The 21974-nt window shown below is 69.0% G+C and carries 13 protein-coding genes and 1 riboswitch; of the genes, 4 read left to right on the forward strand and 9 right to left on the reverse strand.

Annotated features, from left to right (window positions below; genetic code table 11):
- Window positions 1-109 precede the first annotated feature (109 nt).
- Complete coding sequence (locus ACGFIK_RS13595) at window positions 110-886, forward strand: VOC family protein (protein WP_327026337.1); 777 nt, start codon at window positions 110-112, stop codon at window positions 884-886.
- Between the two features lie 107 nt (window positions 887-993).
- On the opposite strand, the gene ACGFIK_RS13600 is transcribed toward ACGFIK_RS13595, so the two are convergent.
- Together ACGFIK_RS13600 and ACGFIK_RS13605 are read right to left on the reverse strand one after the other, a co-directional pair.
- Window positions 994-1989, reverse strand: coding sequence for a ribonucleotide-diphosphate reductase subunit beta (locus ACGFIK_RS13600; protein ID WP_393339453.1), 996 nt, complete (start codon window positions 1987-1989; stop codon window positions 994-996).
- A gap of 53 nt (window positions 1990-2042) precedes the next feature.
- Window positions 2043-4406, reverse strand: a complete 2364-nt coding sequence (locus tag ACGFIK_RS13605) for a ribonucleoside-diphosphate reductase subunit alpha (RefSeq protein ID WP_327026339.1) — start codon at window positions 4404-4406, stop codon at window positions 2043-2045.
- 134 nt (window positions 4407-4540) lie between these two features.
- Window positions 4541-4747: riboswitch (cobalamin riboswitch) on the reverse strand.
- A 239-nt stretch (window positions 4748-4986) separates the two neighbouring features.
- Between ACGFIK_RS13605 and ACGFIK_RS13610 the strand changes: the two genes are divergently transcribed.
- On the forward strand, window positions 4987-8361 hold the full coding sequence (locus tag ACGFIK_RS13610) for an endo-1,4-beta-xylanase (RefSeq protein WP_327026340.1): 3375 nt from the start codon (window positions 4987-4989) through the stop codon (window positions 8359-8361).
- A 126-nt stretch (window positions 8362-8487) separates the two neighbouring features.
- On the opposite strand, the gene ACGFIK_RS13615 is transcribed toward ACGFIK_RS13610, so the two are convergent.
- A complete protein-coding gene (locus tag ACGFIK_RS13615; RefSeq protein WP_327026341.1) occupies window positions 8488-9129 on the reverse strand; it encodes an NAD(P)H-dependent oxidoreductase in 642 nt (213 codons plus the stop codon).
- A 119-nt stretch (window positions 9130-9248) separates the two neighbouring features.
- On the opposite strand from ACGFIK_RS13615, the gene ACGFIK_RS13620 reads away from it, so the two are divergent.
- Window positions 9249-9734: a MarR family winged helix-turn-helix transcriptional regulator gene (locus ACGFIK_RS13620; RefSeq protein ID WP_393339457.1), complete on the forward strand. Its 486-nt coding sequence runs from the start codon at window positions 9249-9251 to the stop codon at window positions 9732-9734.
- Between the two features lie 89 nt (window positions 9735-9823).
- Here the strand turns inward: ACGFIK_RS13620 and ACGFIK_RS13625 are convergent, their stop codons facing one another.
- The 6 genes from ACGFIK_RS13625 to ACGFIK_RS13650 form a co-directional block, all read right to left on the reverse strand.
- Window positions 9824-12220: an RICIN domain-containing protein gene (locus ACGFIK_RS13625; RefSeq protein WP_393339459.1), complete on the reverse strand. Its 2397-nt coding sequence runs from the start codon at window positions 12218-12220 to the stop codon at window positions 9824-9826.
- Window positions 12221-12288: 68 nt separating this feature from the next.
- Window positions 12289-13140, reverse strand: coding sequence for a sugar phosphate isomerase/epimerase family protein (locus ACGFIK_RS13630; RefSeq protein WP_327026344.1), 852 nt, complete (start codon window positions 13138-13140; stop codon window positions 12289-12291).
- 5 nt (window positions 13141-13145) lie between these two features.
- A complete protein-coding gene (locus tag ACGFIK_RS13635) occupies window positions 13146-14330 on the reverse strand; it encodes a substrate-binding domain-containing protein (RefSeq protein ID WP_327026345.1) in 1185 nt (394 codons plus the stop codon).
- A gap of 11 nt (window positions 14331-14341) precedes the next feature.
- Window positions 14342-15316, reverse strand: coding sequence for an ABC transporter permease (locus ACGFIK_RS13640; protein WP_327026346.1), 975 nt, complete (start codon window positions 15314-15316; stop codon window positions 14342-14344).
- The gene (locus ACGFIK_RS13645) at window positions 15313-16287 is read right to left on the reverse strand and encodes an ABC transporter permease (RefSeq protein ID WP_327026347.1); all 975 of its coding nucleotides are present in this window, start codon (window positions 16285-16287) and stop codon (window positions 15313-15315) included. The genes ACGFIK_RS13640 and ACGFIK_RS13645 overlap by 4 nt, the downstream gene beginning before the upstream one ends.
- On the reverse strand, window positions 16284-17795 hold the full coding sequence (locus tag ACGFIK_RS13650) for a sugar ABC transporter ATP-binding protein (RefSeq protein WP_327026348.1): 1512 nt from the start codon (window positions 17793-17795) through the stop codon (window positions 16284-16286). The genes ACGFIK_RS13645 and ACGFIK_RS13650 overlap by 4 nt, the downstream gene beginning before the upstream one ends.
- Before the next feature lie 508 nt (window positions 17796-18303).
- Here ACGFIK_RS13650 and ACGFIK_RS13655 point away from each other — a divergent pair.
- Window positions 18304-21834: a ThuA domain-containing protein gene (locus ACGFIK_RS13655; protein WP_327026349.1), complete on the forward strand. Its 3531-nt coding sequence runs from the start codon at window positions 18304-18306 to the stop codon at window positions 21832-21834.
- The last annotated feature ends 140 nt before the right edge of the window (window positions 21835-21974 follow it).

Consider the following 21974-nt stretch of genomic DNA (forward strand, 5'->3'; position numbering starts at 1 on the left):
TACTCAGCTGCGCCCGTCGTGGCTCGGCCTTACGCTTCCGACCAGCGGTGGTCGGTCGACGGTGACCGGGCCGGCGGTGCGGTCGAGGTGGTCGGTCTGCGGAGCGGAGATGAGCAACGAGATGGCATGTCACCTGTTCGCGCTCTGCGTCGACGCCCATGAACCGTCGCGGCTCGCGCGCTTCTGGTCGGAACTGCTGCAGTGGAGCGTGACGGACGATCCACTCGACGGAGTCGCCCTTCTGCCCACCGACGACACCGGCTTCCGGCTTCGCTTCCTCGCGCGCCAGGAGCCCAAGATCGGCCAGAACCTGATGCACTTCGACCTGACCAGCACCTCCCTGGAGGACCAGCGGCAGACGGTGGCCAGGGCGTTGGCGCTCGGCGGGCGGCACGTCGACGTCGGGCAGGGCCCCGAGGATCAGCACGTGGTCCTCGCCGATCCCGAGGGCAACGAGTTCTGCGTCATCGAACCCGGCAACAACTTCCTCGCCGAATGCGGGTTCGTCGGCGCGCTGGCCTGCGACGGATCGCAGCAGGTCGGCTACTTCTGGGCTGCCGCGCTCGGCTGGCCGCTGGTGTGGGACCAGGATCAGGAGACCGCGATCCGATCGCCGCACGGCGGCCCGAAGATCACCTGGGGCGGCCCACCACTGATGCCGAGGTTGGGCCGTAACCGCCTGCACTTCGACGTCGTTCCCCCGCCCGGCGGTGACCAGCAGGCAGAGGTCGACCGCCTCCTCGCCCTCGGTGCAACCCGAATCGACGCCGACCTCGGTGCGACCCGCCGGGGCGAGACCGGCCGGGGCGACGCCAGTCTGAGCGAAACCGGCCGGGTGGCGATGGCTGACCCCGACGGCAACGAATTCTGCGTCCTCACTGCCTGACGCGTACTCGCCCTACAGCGTGTGGGAGCCGTTTCGGCGGTATGGCGGTGTCCGGGTGGGTGGGTGACCGTCATACCGCCGAAACGGCGGATCGGTTGAGACCGGGATCAGAAGTCGTCGTCGAAGTTGACCGTGCCAATCACACCGACCTGGTAGGCCGAGACGCGGCGTTCGAAGAAGTTGGACAGTTCCTGTACGTCCTGCAGTTCCATGAAGGCGAACGGGTTCGTCGAGCCGTACATCGGTTCGATGCCGAGCATCGCCAGTCGCCGGTCGGCCACGTGTTGCAGGTACTGGCGCATGTCGGCCAGCGGCATCCCGGAGACGCCCTGCTCCAGCAGGTCGGCGGCGAACTGGACCTCGCAGTCGACCGCCTCGGCCAGCATGTCGCGGACCTGCTGCTCCATCTCGACGTCGAAGAGGTCGGGCTCCTCGGCGCGTACGGTGTCGACCACGTCGAAGGCGAAGGCCATGTGCATCGACTCGTCGCGGAACACCCAGTTGGTGCCGGAGGCCAGCCCGTGCAGCAGCCCTCGGGAACGCAGGAAGTACACGTAGGCGAATGCGCCGTAGAAGAACAGTCCTTCGATGCAGGCGGCGAAGCAGATCAGGTTGAGCAGGAACGCCCGCCGGTCCTCCCGCGTCTTCAGTTCCCGCAACTCGAAGATCGAGTCGATCCACTTGAAACAGAACTCGGCCTTGCGGGCGATCGACGGGATGTTCTCCACCGCCGCGAACGCCTCGTACCGTTGCTTCTCGTCGGGCACGTAGGTGTCCAGCAGGTTCAGGTAGAACTGGACGTGCACCGCCTCCTCGAACAGTTGCCGGGAGAGATAGAGCCGGCCCTCTGGGGAGTTGATGTGCTGGTAGAGGTTGAGCACGAGGTTGTTGGCGACGATGGTGTCGCCGGTGGCGAAGAAGGCGACCAGTCGGGACACCAGGTGCTGTTCGGCCGGGGAGAGCTTGGCCAGGTCGGCGAGGTCGGCGTGCAGGTCGACCTCCTCGACGGTCCAGGTGTTGCGGATCGCGTCCTTGAACCGGTCGAAGAACTGCGGGTAGCGCATCGGTCGCAGGGTCAGGTCCATGCCGGGGTCGAGCAGCATCTGCCGCTCCCCTGGGCTGGCGCCGGTGCTGGTGCTGGATTCGGAAACGGTGGTCACTGGCAGGCCTCGCAGCTTTCGGGGTTCTCCAGGGAGCAGGCCAGTGCTTCGTCATCACTCACCGCGACGATCGGCGTGACGGCGACGGTGGCCTGCTGGATCCGGGTCGCGGGTCGCGACCGCAGGTAGTAGGTGGTTTTCAGCCCGGACTTCCAGGCGTAGAGGTACATCGAGGAAAGCTTGCCGATGGTCGGCGCGCTGATGAACAGGTTCAGCGACTGCGACTGGTCGATGAAGGGGGCACGGGCGGCGGCCAGGTCGATCAGCGCCCGTTGCGGCAGTTCCCACGCGGTGCGGAACAGCTGCCGCACCGCTTCGGGCAGTTCGGCGATGCCCTGCACCGACCCTTCGGCGCGTTTGATCTGCTCGCGGATCGACGCGGTCCACAGCCCGCGCGCCTTGAGTTCGCGTACCAGGTAGGTGTTGATCTGGAGGAACTCGCCGGACATCGTCTCGCGTTTGAACAGGTTGGACACCTGCGGCTCGATGCACTCATAGCAGCCGGCGATCGAGGCGATGGTGGCCGTCGGCGCGATCGCCACCAACAGCGAGTTCCGCAGGCCGTGCGCGGCGATCGTCTCGCGCAGCGCCGCCCACCGCTGCACCTGGGTGACGTCGGCACCCCACAGATTCGGGTGCAGCTCACCGCGCGCGGCCCGGGTTTGCGCGTACGCCGGGTGCGGGCCGAACTGCTGGGCGAGCTGCGCCGAGGTCTCCAGGGCGGTCAGCAGGATCTCCTCCTGCACCCGGCTGGACAGCTCCCGAGCCTGCGCCGAGTCGAACGGCAGCCGCAGAGTGAAGAACGCGTCCTGCAAGCCCATCAACCCGAGCCCGACCGGACGCCAGCGCGGATTCGACGCCGCCGCCTGCTCGGCCGGATAGTAGTTGATGTCGATCACCCGGTCGAGGAACACCACCGCAGTGCGTACCGTAGCCCGCAGTTTCTCCCAGTCGACGCCGTCCGCGGTGACGTGCGCGGCCAGGTTGATCGACCCGAGGTTGCACACCGCCGTCTCGGTGTCGTTGTTGACCTCCAGGATCTCGGTGCACAGGTTCGACAGGTGGATGATGTTGCCCGGTGCGCCGGTCTGGTTGGACAACCGGTTCGCCGCGTCCTTGAACGTCATCCACCCGTTGCCGGTCTGCGCGAGGGTGCGCATCATCCGCCCGTACAGGTCGCGGGCCTTGACCGTCTTGACGGCCTTCTTCTCCGCCGCCCGGTACGCCTCGTCGAACTCCTCGCCGTACAGATCGGGCAACTCGGGGGCGTCGGAGGGGTCGATCAGCGACCAGTCGCCGTCGGCCTCCACCCGGCGCATGAACTCGTCCGGAATCCAGTTGGCCAGGTTCAGGTTGTGCGTACGCCTCGACTCCTCGCCGGTATTGTCCCGCAGCTCCAGAAACTCCTCGATGTCCGGGTGCCACGGCTCCAGGTAGACGCAGGCCGCGCCCTTACGACGGCCACCCTGGTTGACCGCCGCCACCCCGGCGTCGAGGGTCTTGAGGAACGGCACGATACCGTTCGACCTACCGTTCGTGCCCCGGATCAACGCGCCCCGGCCCCGCACCCGCGACCAGGAGATGCCGATACCGCCGGAAAACTTCGACAGCTTCGCCACCTGGTGATACCGCTCGTAGATCGAATCGAGTTCGTCGCGGGGCGAGTCGACCAGGAAACACGACGACATCTGGGTGTGCCGGGTGCCGGAGTTGAACAGCGTCGGTGAACTCGGCAGATACGCCAGGCTGGACATCAACCGGTAGAAACCGATCGCCTCACCCGGCGACTGCGACAACCCGCACGCGACCCGCAGCAGCCAGTACTGCGGGGTCTCCACCACCAGGCGGGTCTGCGGATGCCGCAACAGATACCGGTCCGCGACCGTCCGCAGCCCGAAGTACTCGAACCGCAGATCACCCTCCGGATCGACCGCATCGTCCAGCTTGCGGGCATTGCGGGCCACGAACGCGGCGGTGGCGTCCCCGATCAGCCCCAAACCGTGGGCGTACCGGATCGACTGGCTGAAGCTCGCCACCTGCTGCCCACGAACCTCCTTGTCCACGTACGCGGCCAGCAGCCGCGCCGCCAGCTTCGAGTACTGCGGCTCCGCGCTGATCAACTCGGCGGCCGTCTGGATCGACAACTTGTCCAGCTCAGCCGTGGTCGCCCCGTCGTACAGACCGCTGATCGTCTTCGTCGCCACCCGCAACGGGTCGACCTCGTCCAGGTCGGCGACCCAGCGCTCCACGGCCTTGACGATCTTGTTGACGTCCACCGGCTCGGTGTCGCCGTTGCGTTTACGGACCTGCATCACGTGCCGGCGTTGTTCCGGCCCTGCCTGTTCCCGGGTCACCGTCATGGTCCCTCCTCGTACCGGTCGGTGAAGGTCGACGGGCACGCGGGAGGACGCCGCCGGTCACCGGACGGCCTGACTGCCGTCTATGACCAGCTGATGGCGTCGGCCGTCCCGCGCGGCCTTCGACCGCCGCACACGTACGCGCGCGGCGCGCTGGCAGGTCTTCGGACTCGTGGGCGTGTTAGTGCCTACTGGCCGTCGCTTCCCAGACCTGGCGGGCCCAGTGCTTAGTTGACGGCGGTCGTTCCCACTCACCGCTGCGGGGCAGTCCCGGAATTTCACCGGGTTCCCTCTTGCCTCGGCCGTCGTGGAGTGACGGCCGAACCAGCTGCAGGCAACACTATATATGGGAACGTGCCAGGAACCTCAACACCAGATGGCGTATCGCAGCACGCATCGATCGGACTACCGACCGAGCGCGACGACAGGCGACGACAGCGCCGGACCCGCGCAACTTTCCGAAAACTTCCGGAAGTTCTGGCCATCGGGATGGGCTCGACATAACATGCACGCGCTTGGATCTGTCCGGAAACCCGATGTCAGGCACCCCCACCACTGTCCAATTTGCGTAAGGGACCAGTCGATGCGCCTGTGGAATCCGTCCCATCGATCACGACGCCGATCACGCACTCTCGCCGTACTGTGCTCGGCCGCGCTCGTCGCGGCCGTCACCGTCGCCCCCACCCCGGCCGCCGCCGCCGAGGTCGTGCTCAACAACGACTTCGAGTCCGGCTCGTACGCCCCCTGGGGGCCCCGGGGTGAGGTGACCCTCGCCCTCGCCGAGGAGGGACGCGACAGCGACAGCAGCCTGTCCGTCACCGGCCGCACCGCCGACTGGCAGGGCCCCGCCACCAACGCGACCACCCTGCTGCGGCCGGGCATCCGATACACCGTCAGCGCGTGGGCGAAACTTCCGGCCGGCACCGAGGGCACCGCCGGGGTGCACTTCACCGTCGAGTCGACCCCGGCCGGTGGTGGTGACAACACCTACACCTGGATCGGCGACAACGTCAGCACCACCGCCGACGAGTGGGTACGCATCGGCGGCGAGTACACCCTGCCCACCGGCCTGGACGCCGCCACCCTGTACGTGGAGGCCGAGGGCACCACCCCGTTCCTGCTCGACGACGTGCTGATCACCGCGCCGGAGGACGGCGGCGGCGGACCGGCGCCGGGCACCATCGTCATCGACACCGACTTCGAGGACGGCCTGGACGACTGGGGGCCACGCGACGGCGGCCCGGGGGCCCCGAGCGTCACCATCACCGATGTCGCGCACGGCGGCACCTCGGCCGCACTGGTCAGCGACCGGGTCAACCAGGGTGCCGGGCTGGGTCGGGACGTCACCGGCCTGTTCACCGCCGGGGTGACCTATGAGCTGAGCGCCTGGCTGCGGTTCGCCGAGGGACAGCCGGCCGACCAGATCTGGTTGAGCCTGGCCAGCACCACCGGGAGCAGCCAGTCCTTCAGCACCCTGGCCCAGTTCGAGACGATCACCAACTCGGGGTGGACGGAGGTGACCGCACGGTTCACCATGCCGGCCGCGGACAGCGCCTTCCTCTACTTCGAGACCCGCTGGCAGGGCGAGGACGTGCCCGGCAACACCAGCGACTTCCTCGCCGACGACATCGTCGTACGGGTGCCCGAGCCGCCGGTCATCGAGGACCTCACCCCGCTGCACGAGACCACGGAGTTCCCGGTCGGGGTGGCCATCGACAGCCGGGAGACCATCGGGGCCCCCGCCCAACTGCTGACCCGGCACTTCAACCAGATCACGGCCGAGAACCACATGAAGCCGGAGGCCTGGTACGACGAGGCGGGCAACTTCCGCCCGCACGAGCAGGCGCTGACCATGATGGACTTCGCCCGCGACAACGACCTGCGGGTCTACGGTCACGTGCTGGTCTGGCACAGTCAGACCCCGGCCTGGTTCTTCCAGGACTCCGCCGGGCAGCCGCTGACCACCTCGGCGGCCGACCAGCAGGTGCTGCGGGAGCGGCTGCGTACCCACATCTTCAACGTCGCCGAGTCGATGAGCGAGCGGTACGGCAAGTTCGGCTCCCCCACCAACCCGCTGTACGCCTTCGACGCGGTCAACGAGGTGGTCAGCGACAGTGGCGAGTACAGCGACGGCCTGCGCCGCAGCGAGTGGTACCGGATCCTCGGTGAGAGCTTCATCGACCTGACCTTCACCTACGCCGACGAGGCGTTCAACGAGGTCTACGCCGCCGAGGGCGCGGAGCGGCCGGTCACCCTGTTCATCAACGACTACAACACCGAGCAGAGCGGCAAGCAGGCCCGTTACCTGGCCCTGGTGCAGCGGCTGCTGGCCCGTGGGGTGCCGGTGCACGGGGTGGGTCACCAGTTCCACGTCTCGCTGGCCATGCCGGTCAGCGCGTTGGAGACCGCGTTGGAGACCTTCTCGGACCTGCCGGTCACCCAGGCCGTCACCGAGCTCGACGTCACCACCGGCACCCCGGCCACCCAGGCGAAGTTCATCGACCAGGGCTACTACTACCGGGACGCCTTCCGGATCTTCCGGGCGTACGCCGATGATCTGCTGACCGTCACGGTCTGGGGGCTCACCGACGGGCGTTCCTGGCGCTCCGGCAACGGCGGGCCGCTGCTGTTCGACGACAACCTGCGCGCCAAGCCGGCCTACTACGGGGCGGTCGACGGTGAGCTGCCGGCCCGGCTGCGTACCGCCAACGTCTTCGCCGGTGAGGTGCCGCTGACCGCCGCCGCGCCGACGGACCTGACCTGGCGCAAGCTGCCGCTGCACGAGGTGGAGGACGTCGCCCGGTTCCAGCTGCGGTGGGCGCCGGAGCACCTGACCGCGTACGTGACGGTCGACGACACCACGGTCTCCGACACCGACCGGGTCAGCTTCGTGCTGGGCGGTGAGACCTACCACGTGTCCCGCGACGGCAGCGGTGACGTGCCGGCCGTGGCCGTCGACCGGGAGGGCGGCTACCACCTGGTCGCCCACCTGCCGCTGACCGCAGCGGCCGAGGGTGACACCCGCACCCTGGACGTGCAGGTGCGGGACAACGACACCACCTCCGGGTGGAACACTCCGGGGGCGGTGGGCACCCTGACCCTGGTCGAGGAGCTGTCGTACCTGGAGGTGCGGCAGGCCGCCGAGGCGCCGGTGATCGACGGCTCGGTCGACGCCGCCTGGGCTAACGCCACCACGGTGACCACGGACAAGCAGGTCTCCGGCACCGACGGGGCCAGCGCCCAGGTCCGTACCCTCTGGCGGGGTCAGACCCTGTACGTGCTGGCCGAGGTGACCGACCCGGTGGTGGACGTCTCCGGCTCGGACCCCTGGATCCAGGACTCCGTGGAGATCTACGTCGACGCCGGCAACTTCAAGAACGGCAGTTTCCGGTACGACGACACCCAGATCCGGATCAACGCCGACAACGTGGTGTCGTTCGGCACCGGTGACGAGGGGTTCCAGGCGAACCGGCTGGAGAGCGCGACCGTGCGCACCCCGACCGGGTACACCGTGGAGGCGGCGATCAGCCTGCTCGAATACGGCGGCCTGGACACCTTCCACGGCCTGGACTTCCAGGTCAACGACGCCTCCGAGGGTACCCGGACGAGCATCCGCAACTGGGCCGAGCAGGAGGGTGCGGGCTACCAGAGCACCGCGCGTTGGGGAGTCGGCCGGCTGGTGGCCGGGTCCAATGTCGAGGTGGCCCTGAAGACCTTCACCCGGTGGTACTCCGACAGCGGTGGGGGTTACTGCGCGACCATCACCGCGACGAACACCGGCGACAAGCCGGTCGACTGGTCGGCCACCGTGCAGCTCGAAGGCGACATCTACGACGCCTGGAACTTCAAGCGGGAACGTCTCGCCGACGGTAGCTACCGGATCAGCGGGGTGGACTGGAACCGCACCCTGAAGCCGGGGGCCAGCACCTTCAGCGTGGGCTACTGCGCCAACCTGTAACGCACCGCACGACAGGAGGGCACATCCGGCCGGATGTGCCCTCCTGCGTCACCGGGCCGGTCAACTGCCGGCGACTCGAGTACGTTCGAGGCCGCTCGACGCGTTCGGCCGATCGGCTCAACCGGGTCAGGCGCGGCTGTCGCCGAGGGCCTTACCCACCTCCCGGGCGGACTGCAACGCCCCGGCGTGCATCTGGGCGGCCGTGTCGGTGAAGGAGTCGAGCGCGGGGTTGACCCCGACGAGGGTGAACTCCCGTTCGATCACGGTGAGGTCGGCGCCCCAGCAGTCGGCGATGATCCGACGCAGGTACGGGGTCGAGTGGTCCCACCCCTCGCGGGGAGTTCCGGCACCGTACGCCCCGCCCCGCACGGTGGCGAGCACGGCCGGCTTACCCGCCAGGAACGACCGGCCGGTCACCCGAGGGTCGGCGAACACCACATCCACGTACGTCTTGAAGTGCTGGGAGACGCCGTAGTTGTAGAGGGGTACGGCGAACAGCAGTGCGTCGGCGGCGAGCAACTCGTCCACGAGGGTCGCGGCCAGGGCGACCGCCTCCCGCTGCTCGGCGGTGTGCTCCTCGGTGGGGGTCATGCCGGCGGACAGCGCCGCGGCCCAGAGGGTCGACGGCAGGGTGTCCACCCCGACGTGACGACGGGTGACGGTGTCGCCGGGATGAGTGGCCAGCCACTCCTGCTCGACGAGGTCGGCGATCTCGCGACTGGCCGAACCGTGCGAACGGATGCTGGCGTCGAGACGGAACAAGGCCACTGGGACTCCCGGATGAGTAGGTTCAAGGTTGAACCCACTCTATACGAGTCTGTTCAAGCTTGAACAGAAAGAGAGTTCCCTCACTTCGGCGGCCGGCGGACGCCCGTACCCTTGGGGACATGCCCGAGGAACCTCGGTGGTTGACCGACCACGAGCGCGACGCCTGGCTTGCGCTGGCCAAACTGATGTTCAACCTGCCGGGCGCCCTCGACGCCCAACTCCTGCGGGACAACCATCTGACCCTGTTCGACTACTTCGTGCTCAGCGTCCTGTCCATGACCCCCGGACGCACCATGCGGCTCAGTGACCTGGCCAACCACCTCAGCTGCTCGCTGTCCCGCCTGTCGAACGTCGTCAAGCGTCTCGAACAACGCGGACTGCTCCGCCGCGCGCCCGACCCGGACAGTCCCCGCTACACCATCGCCGCCCTCACCGACGCGGGGTGGGATCTGGTGGTCACCGCCGCCCCCGGTCATGTCGCGGCCGTCCGGCACTACGTCATCGACGGTCTGACCCCGAGCCAGATCGACGCCCTGCGTGAAGTGGCCTGCCACGTGACCCGCCAGATCTCCCAGACCTCGGAGACCGGTCCGCGCCCCCACTGACGACCGGGCGGCGCGAGGTCCCGCGCTCGCGTGGACCTGCGGTGACCGGATGGTGGGGCGGGCCCGACCCCCACCCCACCACCCGGAGATCAGTTCCGCAGGGCCCACTGCTGGTTGGTGCCGCCGTGGCAGGCCCAGAGGTGGACCTTGGTGCCGTTGGCGGTGCCGTAACCGCTGGCGTCGAGACACAGTCCGGACCCGACCCCGGTGATGGTGCCGTTGCTGTTGACGTTCCACTGCTGGTTGGTCTGGCCGTTGCAGTCCCAGATGATCGCCAGGGTGCCGTTCGCGGTGCCCTGGCCGGAGGCGTCCAGGCACTTGTTGCCGTACACCATCAGTTGCCGGCCTGCCGTGTAGGTCCACCTCTGGTTGGTGCCGCCGTGGCAGTCCCACAACTGCGCCTGGCTGCCGTTGGTGGTGCTCGACCCGCCGATCTCCAGGCAGCGACCGGACTGGCCACCGACGATCTGCACGCCCTGCGGTGGCGGGTTGCCGCCCTGCGGCCCGGCGGCGGCCATCACGGCCTGGGCGCCGGCGGGCCAGTTGCCGCCGGTCACGGTCACATTGTTGGAGACGACATTGCCCCGGTCGCCGTTGGTCACATTGGTGCTGCCGTTGGTGGACCAGTTGCCGGTGACGGTGAAGTTGCCCATGTTCTCGGCGAACCAGTAGTTGGCCGTGGCCCAGGTGCCGGTCGAGGAGAAGACGTTGTTGCGGGCGGCGAAGAAGCGGGAGCCCTCGTCGAAGTAGAGCCCGAAGTGGCCGTTGGTCCGCAGGCAGTAGTTGTCGCTGATCATGGCGCCCGGGTTGGCCGACAGGGTGTAGATGCATCCGCCGTCGTTCATCTGCTGCATGACGTCGTGCACGTAGTTGCCGATGACCCGGTTGTTGAGCGCCGTGGTGCCGGTGCTGTAGCGCGGCTGGTAGTTGTACAGCCCTCGGTCGGCGTAGTGGTTGCTGCCCCCGGCGTCGTTGGAACCCCAGCCGTAGCCGACGGACATGCCGGTGTACGGCATGTTGTAGACCTCGTTGTACGAGATGGTGGCGTTGCTGACGTAGGTGGTCAGCACGGAGACGATGCCCCGGTACTCGATGCCCAGGTCGTGCAGGCGGTTGTTGCTGATGGTGATGTCCCGGTTGATCATCCGCTGGTCGCTCGGGTGATGGGCGTCGGCGCGTACCCCGCCGACCACGATGCCCCCGGCCGCGTTGCGGGCGATCTCGGACCTGGTGACGGTGATGTTGCTGGCCCCGAGGCCTACCCCGCTGGCGTGGGCGTTGGCGTCGTTGCCGATGCCGATGGCGGTCTGACCCAGGTTGACGAAGGCGGAGTCGCTGAAGGTGATGCTGTCGGCGGCCGAGATCTGCACCGCGGCCGGCATCTGCTGCCAGTTGGGTCGGGTGGCCTCGAACTGGGGGCAGCCGTTGTGGCAGGAGGTGAAGCTCGGCCAGTTCCAGTTGCCGAAGATGTACGCCCCGGTCTGCTGGTCGACGTAGCCCTGGTTGCTGCTGGCGCCCAGCCAACTCGTGCCGGTGAAGGTGATCCCGCTGAATGACACATGGTGCGCCGGTGCGGCGTAGGTGCCTCCGACCTGGAGCAGGGACTGCAACATGGGCAACTCCACCCGGGCGGTGGACATGCTCTGCCCGGCCAGCGGGATGTAGGACAGCGCCCCGGTGCCGGGGTCGAGATGCCACTCCCCCGGGGAGTCCAGGAACTCGTAGGCGTTGCTCAGGTACAGCGGACCGGGCCGGTGCGGGCTGGTGAAGGTGTCGTACCCGAAGTTGTTGTTGCTCCAGCCGGGCTGCTGCATCCGGATCAGGTTGCCGCTGATGCTCTGCACGGAGACGTACCGGTCGGTGAAGGAGTTGACGCTCTCCATCTGGATCCGACTCTGGTTGGCCAGGTTGTTCAGGTAGCTCAGGGCGCCGTTGGTGAACCGCATGCCGGTGCTGTCGGCGGTGAAGTCGTTCCGGCTGACCTGGGTGCGGGCCCGGGTGGCGAGGGCACCGTCGACATAGAGTTGCCGGGTGTCCAGTCCGGCGCCGACATCGGCCCGCCAGATGTTGCGGCCGGCGTCGACCAGCGACCAGCCGGTGACCGCCCGCGCGCCGCTGATCACCGGCCGGGCCGACGGTGCCGCCTGCCACAGCACCCGGTGGCCGTTGGTGCCGGAGTCCGCAGCGGTGAACCGCAGGGGCGAGGACAGCCGGTACACCCCGTCGGCCAGTTGGACGACGATGTCACCGGACATCGCGCTGTTGATCGCCCGTACCGCGGTCTGGGCGGCGGTCAACGAACACGGCTGGGCCGCGCTGCAACCGCTGCCGGTGCCGGATGGGGCGGCGTACAGGGTGGTGGTGGCCGCCAGGGCCGGTGCGGCGGAGGTGGCCAGGGCGGTGGCGGTGAGCGCGCCGGTGAGCGCCACCGCCGCGATCGCGGCCAGCACCGGTCTCGACGCGGTCGACACGGAAGGTACGGACACGGGGGTCTCCTTACCCGGGACGGATCTGGTGGTGGGTGTGGGCCGGACTCATACCGTCGTCTCGCCGCTCAGCCGAGGATTCCGCGCAGGTAGGCCAGGCCGTCCAGGGCCAGCCGGTCCGGGGAGGGGGCCAGGGGTCGCCAGATGGAGGCGGCGGTGGCGATGGTGTCGTTGTCCGGGGTGAACGACTCGATGCAGACCGCCCCCCGGTACCCGGTGGTGGCCAGCACGGCCAGCAGCCGGGGCCAGTCCAGGTGGTCGGCCCCGGGCGCCCCCCGGTTGGTGCCGCTGACCTGTACGTGTTTGAGGTGCGGGCCGGCGATGGCGAGGGCGGCGTACGGGTCGGCCTCCTCGATGTTCATGTGATAGGTGTCGATCATCAGGCCGACGTTCGGGGGCAGACCGTCGATCAGATCCAGGGTCTGCTCGATGGTGTTGACCACGCTGGTCTCGTAGCGGTTGAGGGCCTCCACCCCGATGGACACCCCCAGCTCCCCGGCGTGCTCGGCGACCGGTGCCAGGGCCTTGCGGAAGTCGGCGTAGCAGGCCGCCCGCTCGGCCCCGGTCATCCGCCAGGTCCGGCCCACGGAGGCGTAGACCGGCCCACCGACCGTCGGGGCACCCAGGGCCGCCGCGGCCGCCACACAACCCCGCAGGTACCCCGCCGTGGCCTCGACGACCTGCGGCGCCGCGTTGACCAGGTCCCGGCCGGGCGGGGTGACCGCGCAGACCCCGGCCGCGCTCAGGCCGTGGGCCGCCAGCAGGTCCCGGGTCCGGGCGGGGTCCCAGTCCCCCGGCTGCTCGACCGGCAGCTCGACCGCGTCGAAGCCGAACCGGGCGATCCGGGGCACCAGCTCGGCCAGGGCCGTGTCGTCGACCGGGGAGGCCCACACCCAGGGGTTGACGCCGATCTCGAACATCGGACCTACTTCCAGCGCTGGGGGTACCCGGGCAGGTCGGTGCAGCCGCACATCGCGTAGTGCAGCGGCGGCATGTCCGGGTCCAGGTAGCTGTCCAGGTTGTCCTGGGTGATCGTCGGCTGGGGCAGCTTCCACGGGCTGGGCACCGGCTGGCCGTCGAGGACCCGCAGGGCCGCGATGATCGGGGTGCGCCACTGGTAGGTCGGGTAGGTGGGTGCGATCGCGGTCAGGCCGGCCTCCTTCCACACCTTCAGGAAGTCGAGCTGGTCCTCACCGTTGATCGGGGGCACCGGCTTGCCGGCGTCCTGGAAGGCCTCGACGGCCGCCACCGCCACCGCCCCGGCGTCCATCCAGACCCCGTCGATGGTGCCGTACCGCTGGAGGTAGTCGTCGACGATCTTCTTGGTCTTGGCCGGGTCGCCGTCGGTGAACTCGACCCCGACCACCTCCACCCCGGCCTTGTCGAAGGCGACCTTGGCGGCGGACCAGCGGGTCTCCAGCACGTCCACCCCGGGCAGGATGCGCAGGGCCAGCACCTTGCCGCCGGGCTTCATCCGCTGGCTGACGAACTCGGCCCCGACGTGGCCGAAGCCGTACCCGCCGATGGGGTTGATGAAGGTCACCGGGCAGTCGGTGTCGACCCCCCGGTCGAAGACGATGACCGGCAGGCCGGTACGGCAGGCCGCCTCGACCGCCGGGGTCAGGGTGGCGGTCGTGTTCGGCGAGACGATCAGGGCGTCACAGTCGCGGCCCAGCAGGTCGTTGAGGTCGGCGATCTGCTTCTGGTCCTTGCCTTCGGCCTCGACGTGCACGAACTCCTTGATCCGGTCGGCCTGCGCGGCCACCTCGGCCTGCATGGTCTTGAAGCCGACCTGCCGCCAGGGGTTGTTCAGGGCCGCGTTGGAGAAACAGATCTTGTACGGGCCGGGCTTCTTGAAGGTCGTGGTCTCCGTCATGGTCGGGTTGAGGGCCTGCTCCCACGGCTTGTCGGCCGGCCCGGTCGCCGTGGCGTCCAGCAGGGCCAGTTCGGCGTCGTAGTCGGCCTGGTCGAAGAACTTCGACTGCTCGCCGGTGCCGGCGCCCGCCGGTGCGGAGGGGCTGCCCGATCCGGTGGCCACCGGGGTGTCCGTGGCGCAGCCGGCGAGGGTCAACAGGGTCACCGCGGCCAGCGCGGTCAGGCAACGTTTCAACGGAGGTCCCCTTATCTGGATGAGAGACGCCGGGCCGTGACCGCCACGGCGATCAGGATGATGGCGCCCTGCACGCTCGGCCGGAGCGCGCCGGAGACGCCGGAGAAGTTCATCAACGCGAAGAGCAGTTCCAGGGCCAGGGCGCCGAGCATCGCGCCGAGCACGGAACCCCGGCCGCCACCGAGGGCCACCCCACCGAGGACGACCGCGGTGATGGCGCCGAACTCCAGGCCCGCGCCGGCCTGGAAGGACACCCCGCCGTAGCCGCCGATCAGGATCGCGGCGACCGCCGCGGCCAGGCCACTGAGGACGAAGGCGATGGTGCGGGTACGCCACACCCGTACCCCGCTCAACTCGGCGGTGCGGGGGTTGTCGCCGACCGCGACCAGGGTCCTACCGAAGTCCGAGCGCATCAGCAGCATCGCGGCCGTCGCCAGGACCAGCAGGACCAGCAGGGCGTACGGGATCCGGCCTAGCAGCGGCACCTCCTCGACGGCGCGTCGGCCCAGTTGGCGGAACTGTTCGCTGAGACCCCCCTTGGGGGCGCCGTCGGACCACAGGTAGACCGCCCCGACGAGGATCAGGAACATCCCGAGGGTGGTGACGAATGAGGGCACCCGCAGCCGGGTGGTGATCAGACCGTTGACCAGGCCGACCAGGGCTCCTCCGGCGAGCAGCACCAGCACCACCGGCCATGTCCGTGACCCGTCGCTGTCGATCAGCCGGGCGGCGACCACGACCTGCGCGGTGACCAGGGATCCGACCGAGAGGTCGAACTCGCCGGAGACGATGACGAAGTACTGGCCGGCGGCGAGCAGGATGATCGGCGCCGACCGGCCGAGGAAGGACATCAGCGACGACGGGGTGAGGAAGTCGGGCTGCCGGATCCCGATGAGCACCAGCAGCACCGCCAGCAGCGCCAGGATCGGCAGGAGTCCACCGGGCCACCGCCACCGGGCGTGGCGGGCGACGGTCTGGGTGCTCACGGGGCCGCCTTCCGCAGGGTCCGCCGGGCGTAGACGGCCACCGCGGCGATGATGATCACGCCTCGGACGACCTGCTTGGCGAAGGAGTCCACCGCCAGCTGGTTGAAGATGGCGTCGATGCCGGCCAGCAGCAGCACCCCACCGAGGGTGCCGACCACCCCGCCCCTCCCGCCCGCCAGGGCGGTGCCGCCGATCACCACGGCCGCGATCGACTCCAGGTCGTAGAGGCCCTCCGTGCCGACCCGGGGTGCGCCGGAGCCGAGCCGGCTGGCCAGGTAGATCCCGGCCAGCCCGGCGCACAGCGAGCAGAGCACATAAGCGGTCACCCGGACCCGGTCGTTGCGGACCCCGGAGAGCCGGGCGACCTCCGGATCACCGCCGACGGCGATCAGGTGGTGACCGAACCGGGTCCGCGACAGCAGGAGCCAGCCGGCCCCGGCGACCAGGAGCAACAGCAGGAAAGCCAGGGGTACGGGTCCGACCCGCTGGTAGCCGAGGGTCTGCACCAGGGCCGGGGCGGTGCTGCCGGCCGGACCGTCGTACCTGCTGTCCAGGTAGCCCTTGAGCAGCAGCCCGACGCCCAGGGTGGCGATGAAGGAGTTGATCCGCAGGGCGGTGACCAGCAGTCCGTTGAACAGCCCGATGCCGGCGCAGACCAGCAGGGTGAGGCCGATCGCGGGCAGCAGGGCCCCGTCGCGGCCGTTCATCGTCTCGGCCGCCACCAGGGTGCTCAGGCTGACCACGTACGCCACCGACAGGTCCAGCGAACCGCCGAGGATGACCAGGGTCTGCCCTACCGCGACGAACCCCAGGCCGGTGGCGACATGCAGCAGGCTGACCGTGGTGGACTGGTTGAACAGTTGCCCGCCGTCGATCGCGACGACCAGCCAGCCGATCGCCAGGGTCAGGCCCAGGGCCACGAAGACCCCCGGCACCGGTCGGCGGGCGGGCGACAGGGGCAGGGCGCTCACGCCGCCGTCTCCCGTACGGTCCCGACCGCCAGGGCCAGCACGTCCTGCTCGGTGGCCCCGGCGGGCAGTTCACCGGCGATCCGACCGTCCCGCATGACGATCATCCGGTCGCTCATGCCGAGCAGCTCGGGCAGCTCCGAGGAGATCATCAGCACGGCCGCGCCGTCGCGGGCCAGTCGGCGGACCAGGTCATGGATGGCCGACTTCGCCCCCACGTCGATGCCCCGGGTGGGTTCGTCGAAGATCAGGATCCGCGGATCGACGGCCAGCCAGCGGGCCAGCACGACCTTCTGCTGGTTGCCGCCGGAGAGGTAGCGGATCTCCTGGTGGTCGCCGGCCGCGCGGACCTCGACGGCGGCCAGCAGGTCCCGCACCCGTACGGTGCGGGCGGCCCGGCCGGAGCGGCGGGCGAAGACCGCACGGCTGGCCAGCAGGGCGTTGTCGAGCACCGACTGGCGGGCGACGATCCCCTCACCCTTGCGGTCCTCGCTGACGTAGGCGATCCGGGCCCGCATCGCCGTACGCGGGGAACGGATCCGGATCGGGGTGCCGTCCACGGTGATCTCGCCCGTGCTGAATGGCACCGCCCCGAACAGGGCCCGGGCCAGCGCGGAGCGCCCGGAGCCTTGCAGGCCACCGACGCCGAGCACCTCCCCGGCGCGCAGCACCAGGTCGATGTCGCGCAACTTCCGGTTGCCGCCCCGGTGTACGGCCAGCCGGGCCGGGCCGATCTCCTGCCCGATGGCCCGGTCCGGGTAGTAGTGCGACAGCTCCCGCCCGACCATGTGCCGCACCAGGTCGGCGGGGGTGGTGTCCGGGGTACGCAGGGTGGTGACCCGTCGACCGTCCTTGAGCACGGTGATCCGGCCGGCCAGGTCGAAGACCTCGGTGAGCCGGTGCGAGACGTAGAGGATGCCGATGCCCTGCTCCTGAAGGCGGCGTACCAGGCCGTAGAGCAGGGCCACCTCGTGGTCGGCCAGGGCGGCGGTGGGTTCGTCCATGATGATCAGTCGGGCGTCCAGGGCCAGGGCCTTGGCGATCTCGACGACCTGCTGTTGGGCGACGCTGAGCCGGCTGACCGGGGCCTCGGCGGGCAGGTTCGTCTCCCCGACCGAGGCCAGCAGGCGTCGGGTCGAGTCGAGCATCCGCCGCCGGTCGACCAGGCCGCGGCGTACCGGCTCGTGGCCCAGGTACACGTTCTCCGCGACGGTGCGCTCCGGCAACAGGTTGAACTCCTGGTGGATGATGCCGATGCCGGCCCGCTGGGCCGCGCGGGGGCTGTGGAACACCTGTGGCGCTCCGGCCAGGTGGATGGTGCCGGCGTCCGGGGAGTACACCCCCGAGACGATCTTCATCAGGGTGGACTTGCCGGCGCCGTTCTCGCCGACCACGGCGTGCACCTCGCCCGCCGCCACGTCGAGGTCGATCCCGTGCAGGACCCCGACGCCGAGGAAGGACTTGCCGATGCCGCGGAGGGCGAGCAGGGCGTCCGAGCCTCGATCTGGCATCGCCAATCCTCACGCATAGTAGTCAGAGGCGAGGGCTTTCCACGGCTTCCGGCCATCCTCCGGCCGCCGACCCGCCCGGTTCCCGCCTAGCAAGCGGCACTTTGTGTGGTCGTGCTCAAACTTTCGCTTGACATGACCAAAACATCACACGTATGAAGATAGATGTTCGGGTATGAGTTCGCAATCCCCTACCTGGCAGCGGCTTTGGATCTAGCGACAGGCCAGGTGAGGGCGAATCGCGGTGCATCCAGAGGGCAGGTCACCGCCGTGCGCGGCACCGCGATGTTGTCGTTAACATATGCGATCTTCTATAAATAGAGCACCAGGCCCGACCCTTGACCACCACGGGACAGTCGCCGCCCGGGCATGACGCTGCGTGACCGCCGGCTAGGCCACCTGCCGGCAGGACGACGCGACGGTCGCCGACCCGCACCACACCACCACAGGTAGCTCCGCCCGCCCCGAAGGAGACGCTATGCGTCGCAGAACACCAATCGTCGGTGTGATCGTGGGTCTGTTACTGGCCCTCGCGCTGGTGAATCCCGCAACGGCGGCGCCCGCCTTCCGGGCGCTGTTGTTCACCAAGACCACCGGCTACCGGCACGACTCGATTCCCGCCGGGGTCTCGATGTTCCAACAGCAGGCCGCGGCCGACAACTTCGAACTGGTGCACAGCGAGGACTCGTCCGTCTTCACCCCGGCCAACCTGGCCACCTTCGACGTCCTCATCATGTTCCAGACCTCCGGCATGGTCTGGACCTCGGCCGCCCAACGCCAGGCCGTGGAGGGGTATCTCGCCTCCGGCAAGGGAATCGTCGCCGTCCACAACGCCACCGACATGGGCATCGAGGGCGAGTACCCCTGGTGGGACCAGACCATCAACGCCGGTGCCCACATGCCCGAGCACTCCCCCGGGGTGCTGCCCGGCACGGCGATCGTGGCCGACAAGAAGCACCCCTCCACGGCCGGCCTGCCGGACCGCTGGAACCGCAGCGAGGAGTGGTACAACTTCGACAAGAACCCCCGGGGCGACGTGCACGTGCTGGTCACCGCAGACGAACGGACCTACAACCCGGGATCCCGGGCGATGGGCCCGGACCATCCGATCTCCTGGTGTCGCAACGTCGGCGGCGGTCGGGTCTGGGCCACGGCCATGGGCCACGCCATCGCGTCCTACAGCGAGACCCACTTCCGCAACCATGTACTCGGCGGGGTCAAGTGGGCCGCCGGCAACCAGCCCGGCGACTGCGGCGGCACCGTCTGGGGCAACTTCGAGAAGCGCACCCTGGACGACAACACCGTGGACCCGATGGCGTTGGCGGTGGCACCGGACGGCCGGGTGCTCTACGTGCAACGCGGCGGCCAGCTCAAGATCTTCAAGCCGAGCACCAACAGCACGGTCACCGCGGGCACCCTCAGCGTCTACACCGGGGGCGAGGACGGGCTGACCGGACTGGCCCTGGACCCCAACTTCGCCAGCAACGGGTACGTCTACCTGTACCACTCACCGGCCAACAGCAGCACGGACATCAACCGGTTGTCCCGCTACACCCTGACCGGTGACACCTTGAACATGTCCAGCGGGGTCACCGTCATCGACATCCCCGCCTACCGGGACCGGACCTACCCGGAGCCCGGCCACACCGGCGGGTACATCGACTTCGGTCCGGACGGCAACCTCTACATCGGCACCGGTGACGACGTGGCACCGAACCTCGACCCGAACTGGCAGGGCTACGCCCCGCTGGACTGGCGGTCGGGCAAGCACATGCTGGACGCCGCCCGTACCGCCGGCAACACCAACGACCTGCGGGGCAAGCTGCTGCGGATCCGGCCCTCGGCCGGTGGTGGGTACACCATCCCGTCCGGCAACCTCTATCCGCAGGGCACCGCGCAGACCCGTCCGGAGATCTACGCGATGGGCTTCCGCAACCCCTTCCGGTTCTCCATCGACCCGGCCAACGGCTGGGTCTACCTGGCCGACTACGGGCCCGACCGCAATCCCCCGACCACCAACCGGGGCCCGGAGGGTCTCGTCGAACTCAACGTGATCAAGGCCCCGGGCAACTACGGCTGGCCCTTCTGCCACGGCGACAACCAGCCGTACGCGCCGTACAACCCGGACACCGGTGCGGTCGGCGCCAAGTTCAACTGCTCCGTCCCGGTCAACAACTCCCCCAACAACACCGGTCTGACCAACCTGCGACCGGTGGTGGCCCCCAACATCTGGTACGGCTACGGCACCTCGCAGACCTTCCCGGAGCTGGGCTCCGGGGGCTCGGGGCCGATGGGTGGACCGGTCTACCGGTACGACCCGGCGAACCCCTCGCAGACGAAGTTCCCGCCGTACTACGACGGGGTGCACTTCTTCTACGAGTGGTCCCGCAGCTACATCAAGGAGGTGCACTTCGACTCGGCCACCGCGGTCACCCGGACCAACCCCTTCCTGACGACCAGCCGGTTCAACAAGCCGATGGACCTGGAGTTCGGCCCGGACGGTTCGCTGTACCTGCTGGAGTGGGGCACCAACTTCGGCGGCGGCAACAGTGACTCCGGCCTGTACCGGATCGACTACGTGCAGGGTGGGCGCTCTCCGATCGCCAAGGCCACCGGCACCCCGACCAGCGGCAACGCCCCGTTGACGGTGCAGTTCTCCAGTGCCGGGTCGATGGACCCCGACCCCGGCAACACGCTCAGCTACCAGTGGACCTTCGGTGACGGCACCACCTCGACGGCGGCCAACCCGTCGAAGGTCTACACCAGCAACGGCAACTACACCGCCCAGTTGAAGGTCACCGACAACACCGGCAAGAGCGGCTTCGCCAACGTCCAGATCACCGTCGGCAACACCGCCCCGGTGGTCACCATCACCACCCCGACCAACGGTGGGATGCTCACCTTCGGTGACCGGGTCTCGTACCAGATCAGTGTCTCCGACCCCGGCGGGGACCCGGTCGACTGCACAAAGGTCTTCCTGAACCCCGCCCTGGGCCATGACGATCACGCACACGAGACCACGGACTATCCCGGCTGCTCGGGCACCATCCCGACCGACCTGCTCGGCGGGCACCCGGACGGGGCCAACCTGTTCTACGTGCTCAACGCCCGCTACACCGACAACGGTGGGGCGGGTGGGGCGGCGCCGCTCACCGGCCACGCGCAGGTGATCCTCCAGCCCAAGCACAAGCAGGCGGAGTACTACAGCAGCCAGTCCGGTACCCGGGTGATCGACCAGGCGGGCGCGCAGAGCGGCAAGCGGATCGGGGACATCTCCAACAACGACTGGGTGGCCTTCACCCCGATGAGCCTGTCCGGGATCACCACGGTCAGCTACCGACTCTCCTCCCCCTCGGGCGGCGGCACCATCGAGCTGCGGGCCGGTTCACCCACCGGCACCCTGCTGGCCACCACGCCGGTGCCGAGCACCGGGGGGTGGGACAACTACCAGTCCACCCCGCCGGTGAACGTCACCCCCCTGGCCGGTACGCACACCCTGTACCTGGTCTTCAAGGGCAGCGGGAACAACTGGTTCGACCTGGACTCGCACACCTTCGGTGGCCCCGGGGTCGGCACCGGCGGCCCGGTCACCCCACCTCCCGGTGACGGGGTGGCGGGCAAGACCTGGACGCTGACCGCGCAGCACAGCGGCAAGCTGATGGATGTCAGCGGGGTCTCCACCGCCGACGGCGCCCAGATCCACCAGTGGGCGGCCACCGGCGGCAACAACCAGAAGTGGCAGGCCGTCGACGCCGGTGGTGGCGCGGTCTATCTGAAGGCGGTGCACAGTGGCAAGTGCGCCGAGGTGATCGGTGGCTCCACCACGGCGGGCGCCTTCCTTCAGCAGGCCACCTGCAACAACAGCAACCAGCAGAAGTTCACCGCCACCCAGACGAGCACGGCCGGGGTCTACACGGTGAAGAGTGTGCCGAGCGGGCTCTGCCTGGATGTCAACTCCGCCGCCACCACCGACGGGGCCCGACTGTTGCAGTGGACCTGCCACGGCGGCACCAACCAGCAGTGGCGGTTCAGCGCGGCCTGACCGGCCACAGCTGACCGGTGACAGCACCGATCGGGACCGGCGTCGCACCACGGCGCCGGTCCCGACACCCGCTACGGCCGTGGACCATGTCGGTCATCTCGCGGACGCTGTGCCAGATCGTGAAGGTGGAAAAGGTGTGG

This window comes from Micromonospora sp. NPDC048871 (genome assembly GCF_043198155.1).
In the GTDB taxonomy this organism is placed as follows: Bacteria; Actinomycetota; Actinomycetes; order Mycobacteriales; family Micromonosporaceae; genus Micromonospora.

What these genes read in the sequence shown, in the direction of transcription:
- ACGFIK_RS13595 (WP_327026337.1), top strand. Translation starts at nt 110, where the DNA reads ATGAGCAACGAGATGGCATGTCACCTGTTCGCGCTCTGCGTCGACGCC.
- ACGFIK_RS13600 (WP_393339453.1), bottom strand. Translation starts at nt 1,989, where the DNA reads ATGCTGCTCGACCCCGGCATGGACCTGACCCTGCGACCGATGCGCTAC.
- ACGFIK_RS13605 (WP_327026339.1), bottom strand. Translation starts at nt 4,406, where the DNA reads ATGACGGTGACCCGGGAACAGGCAGGGCCGGAACAACGCCGGCACGTG.
- ACGFIK_RS13610 (WP_327026340.1), top strand. Translation starts at nt 4,987, where the DNA reads ATGCGCCTGTGGAATCCGTCCCATCGATCACGACGCCGATCACGCACT.
- ACGFIK_RS13620 (WP_393339457.1), top strand. Translation starts at nt 9,249, where the DNA reads ATGCCCGAGGAACCTCGGTGGTTGACCGACCACGAGCGCGACGCCTGG.
- ACGFIK_RS13630 (WP_327026344.1), bottom strand. Translation starts at nt 13,140, where the DNA reads ATGTTCGAGATCGGCGTCAACCCCTGGGTGTGGGCCTCCCCGGTCGAC.
- ACGFIK_RS13650 (WP_327026348.1), bottom strand. Translation starts at nt 17,795, where the DNA reads ATGCCAGATCGAGGCTCGGACGCCCTGCTCGCCCTCCGCGGCATCGGC.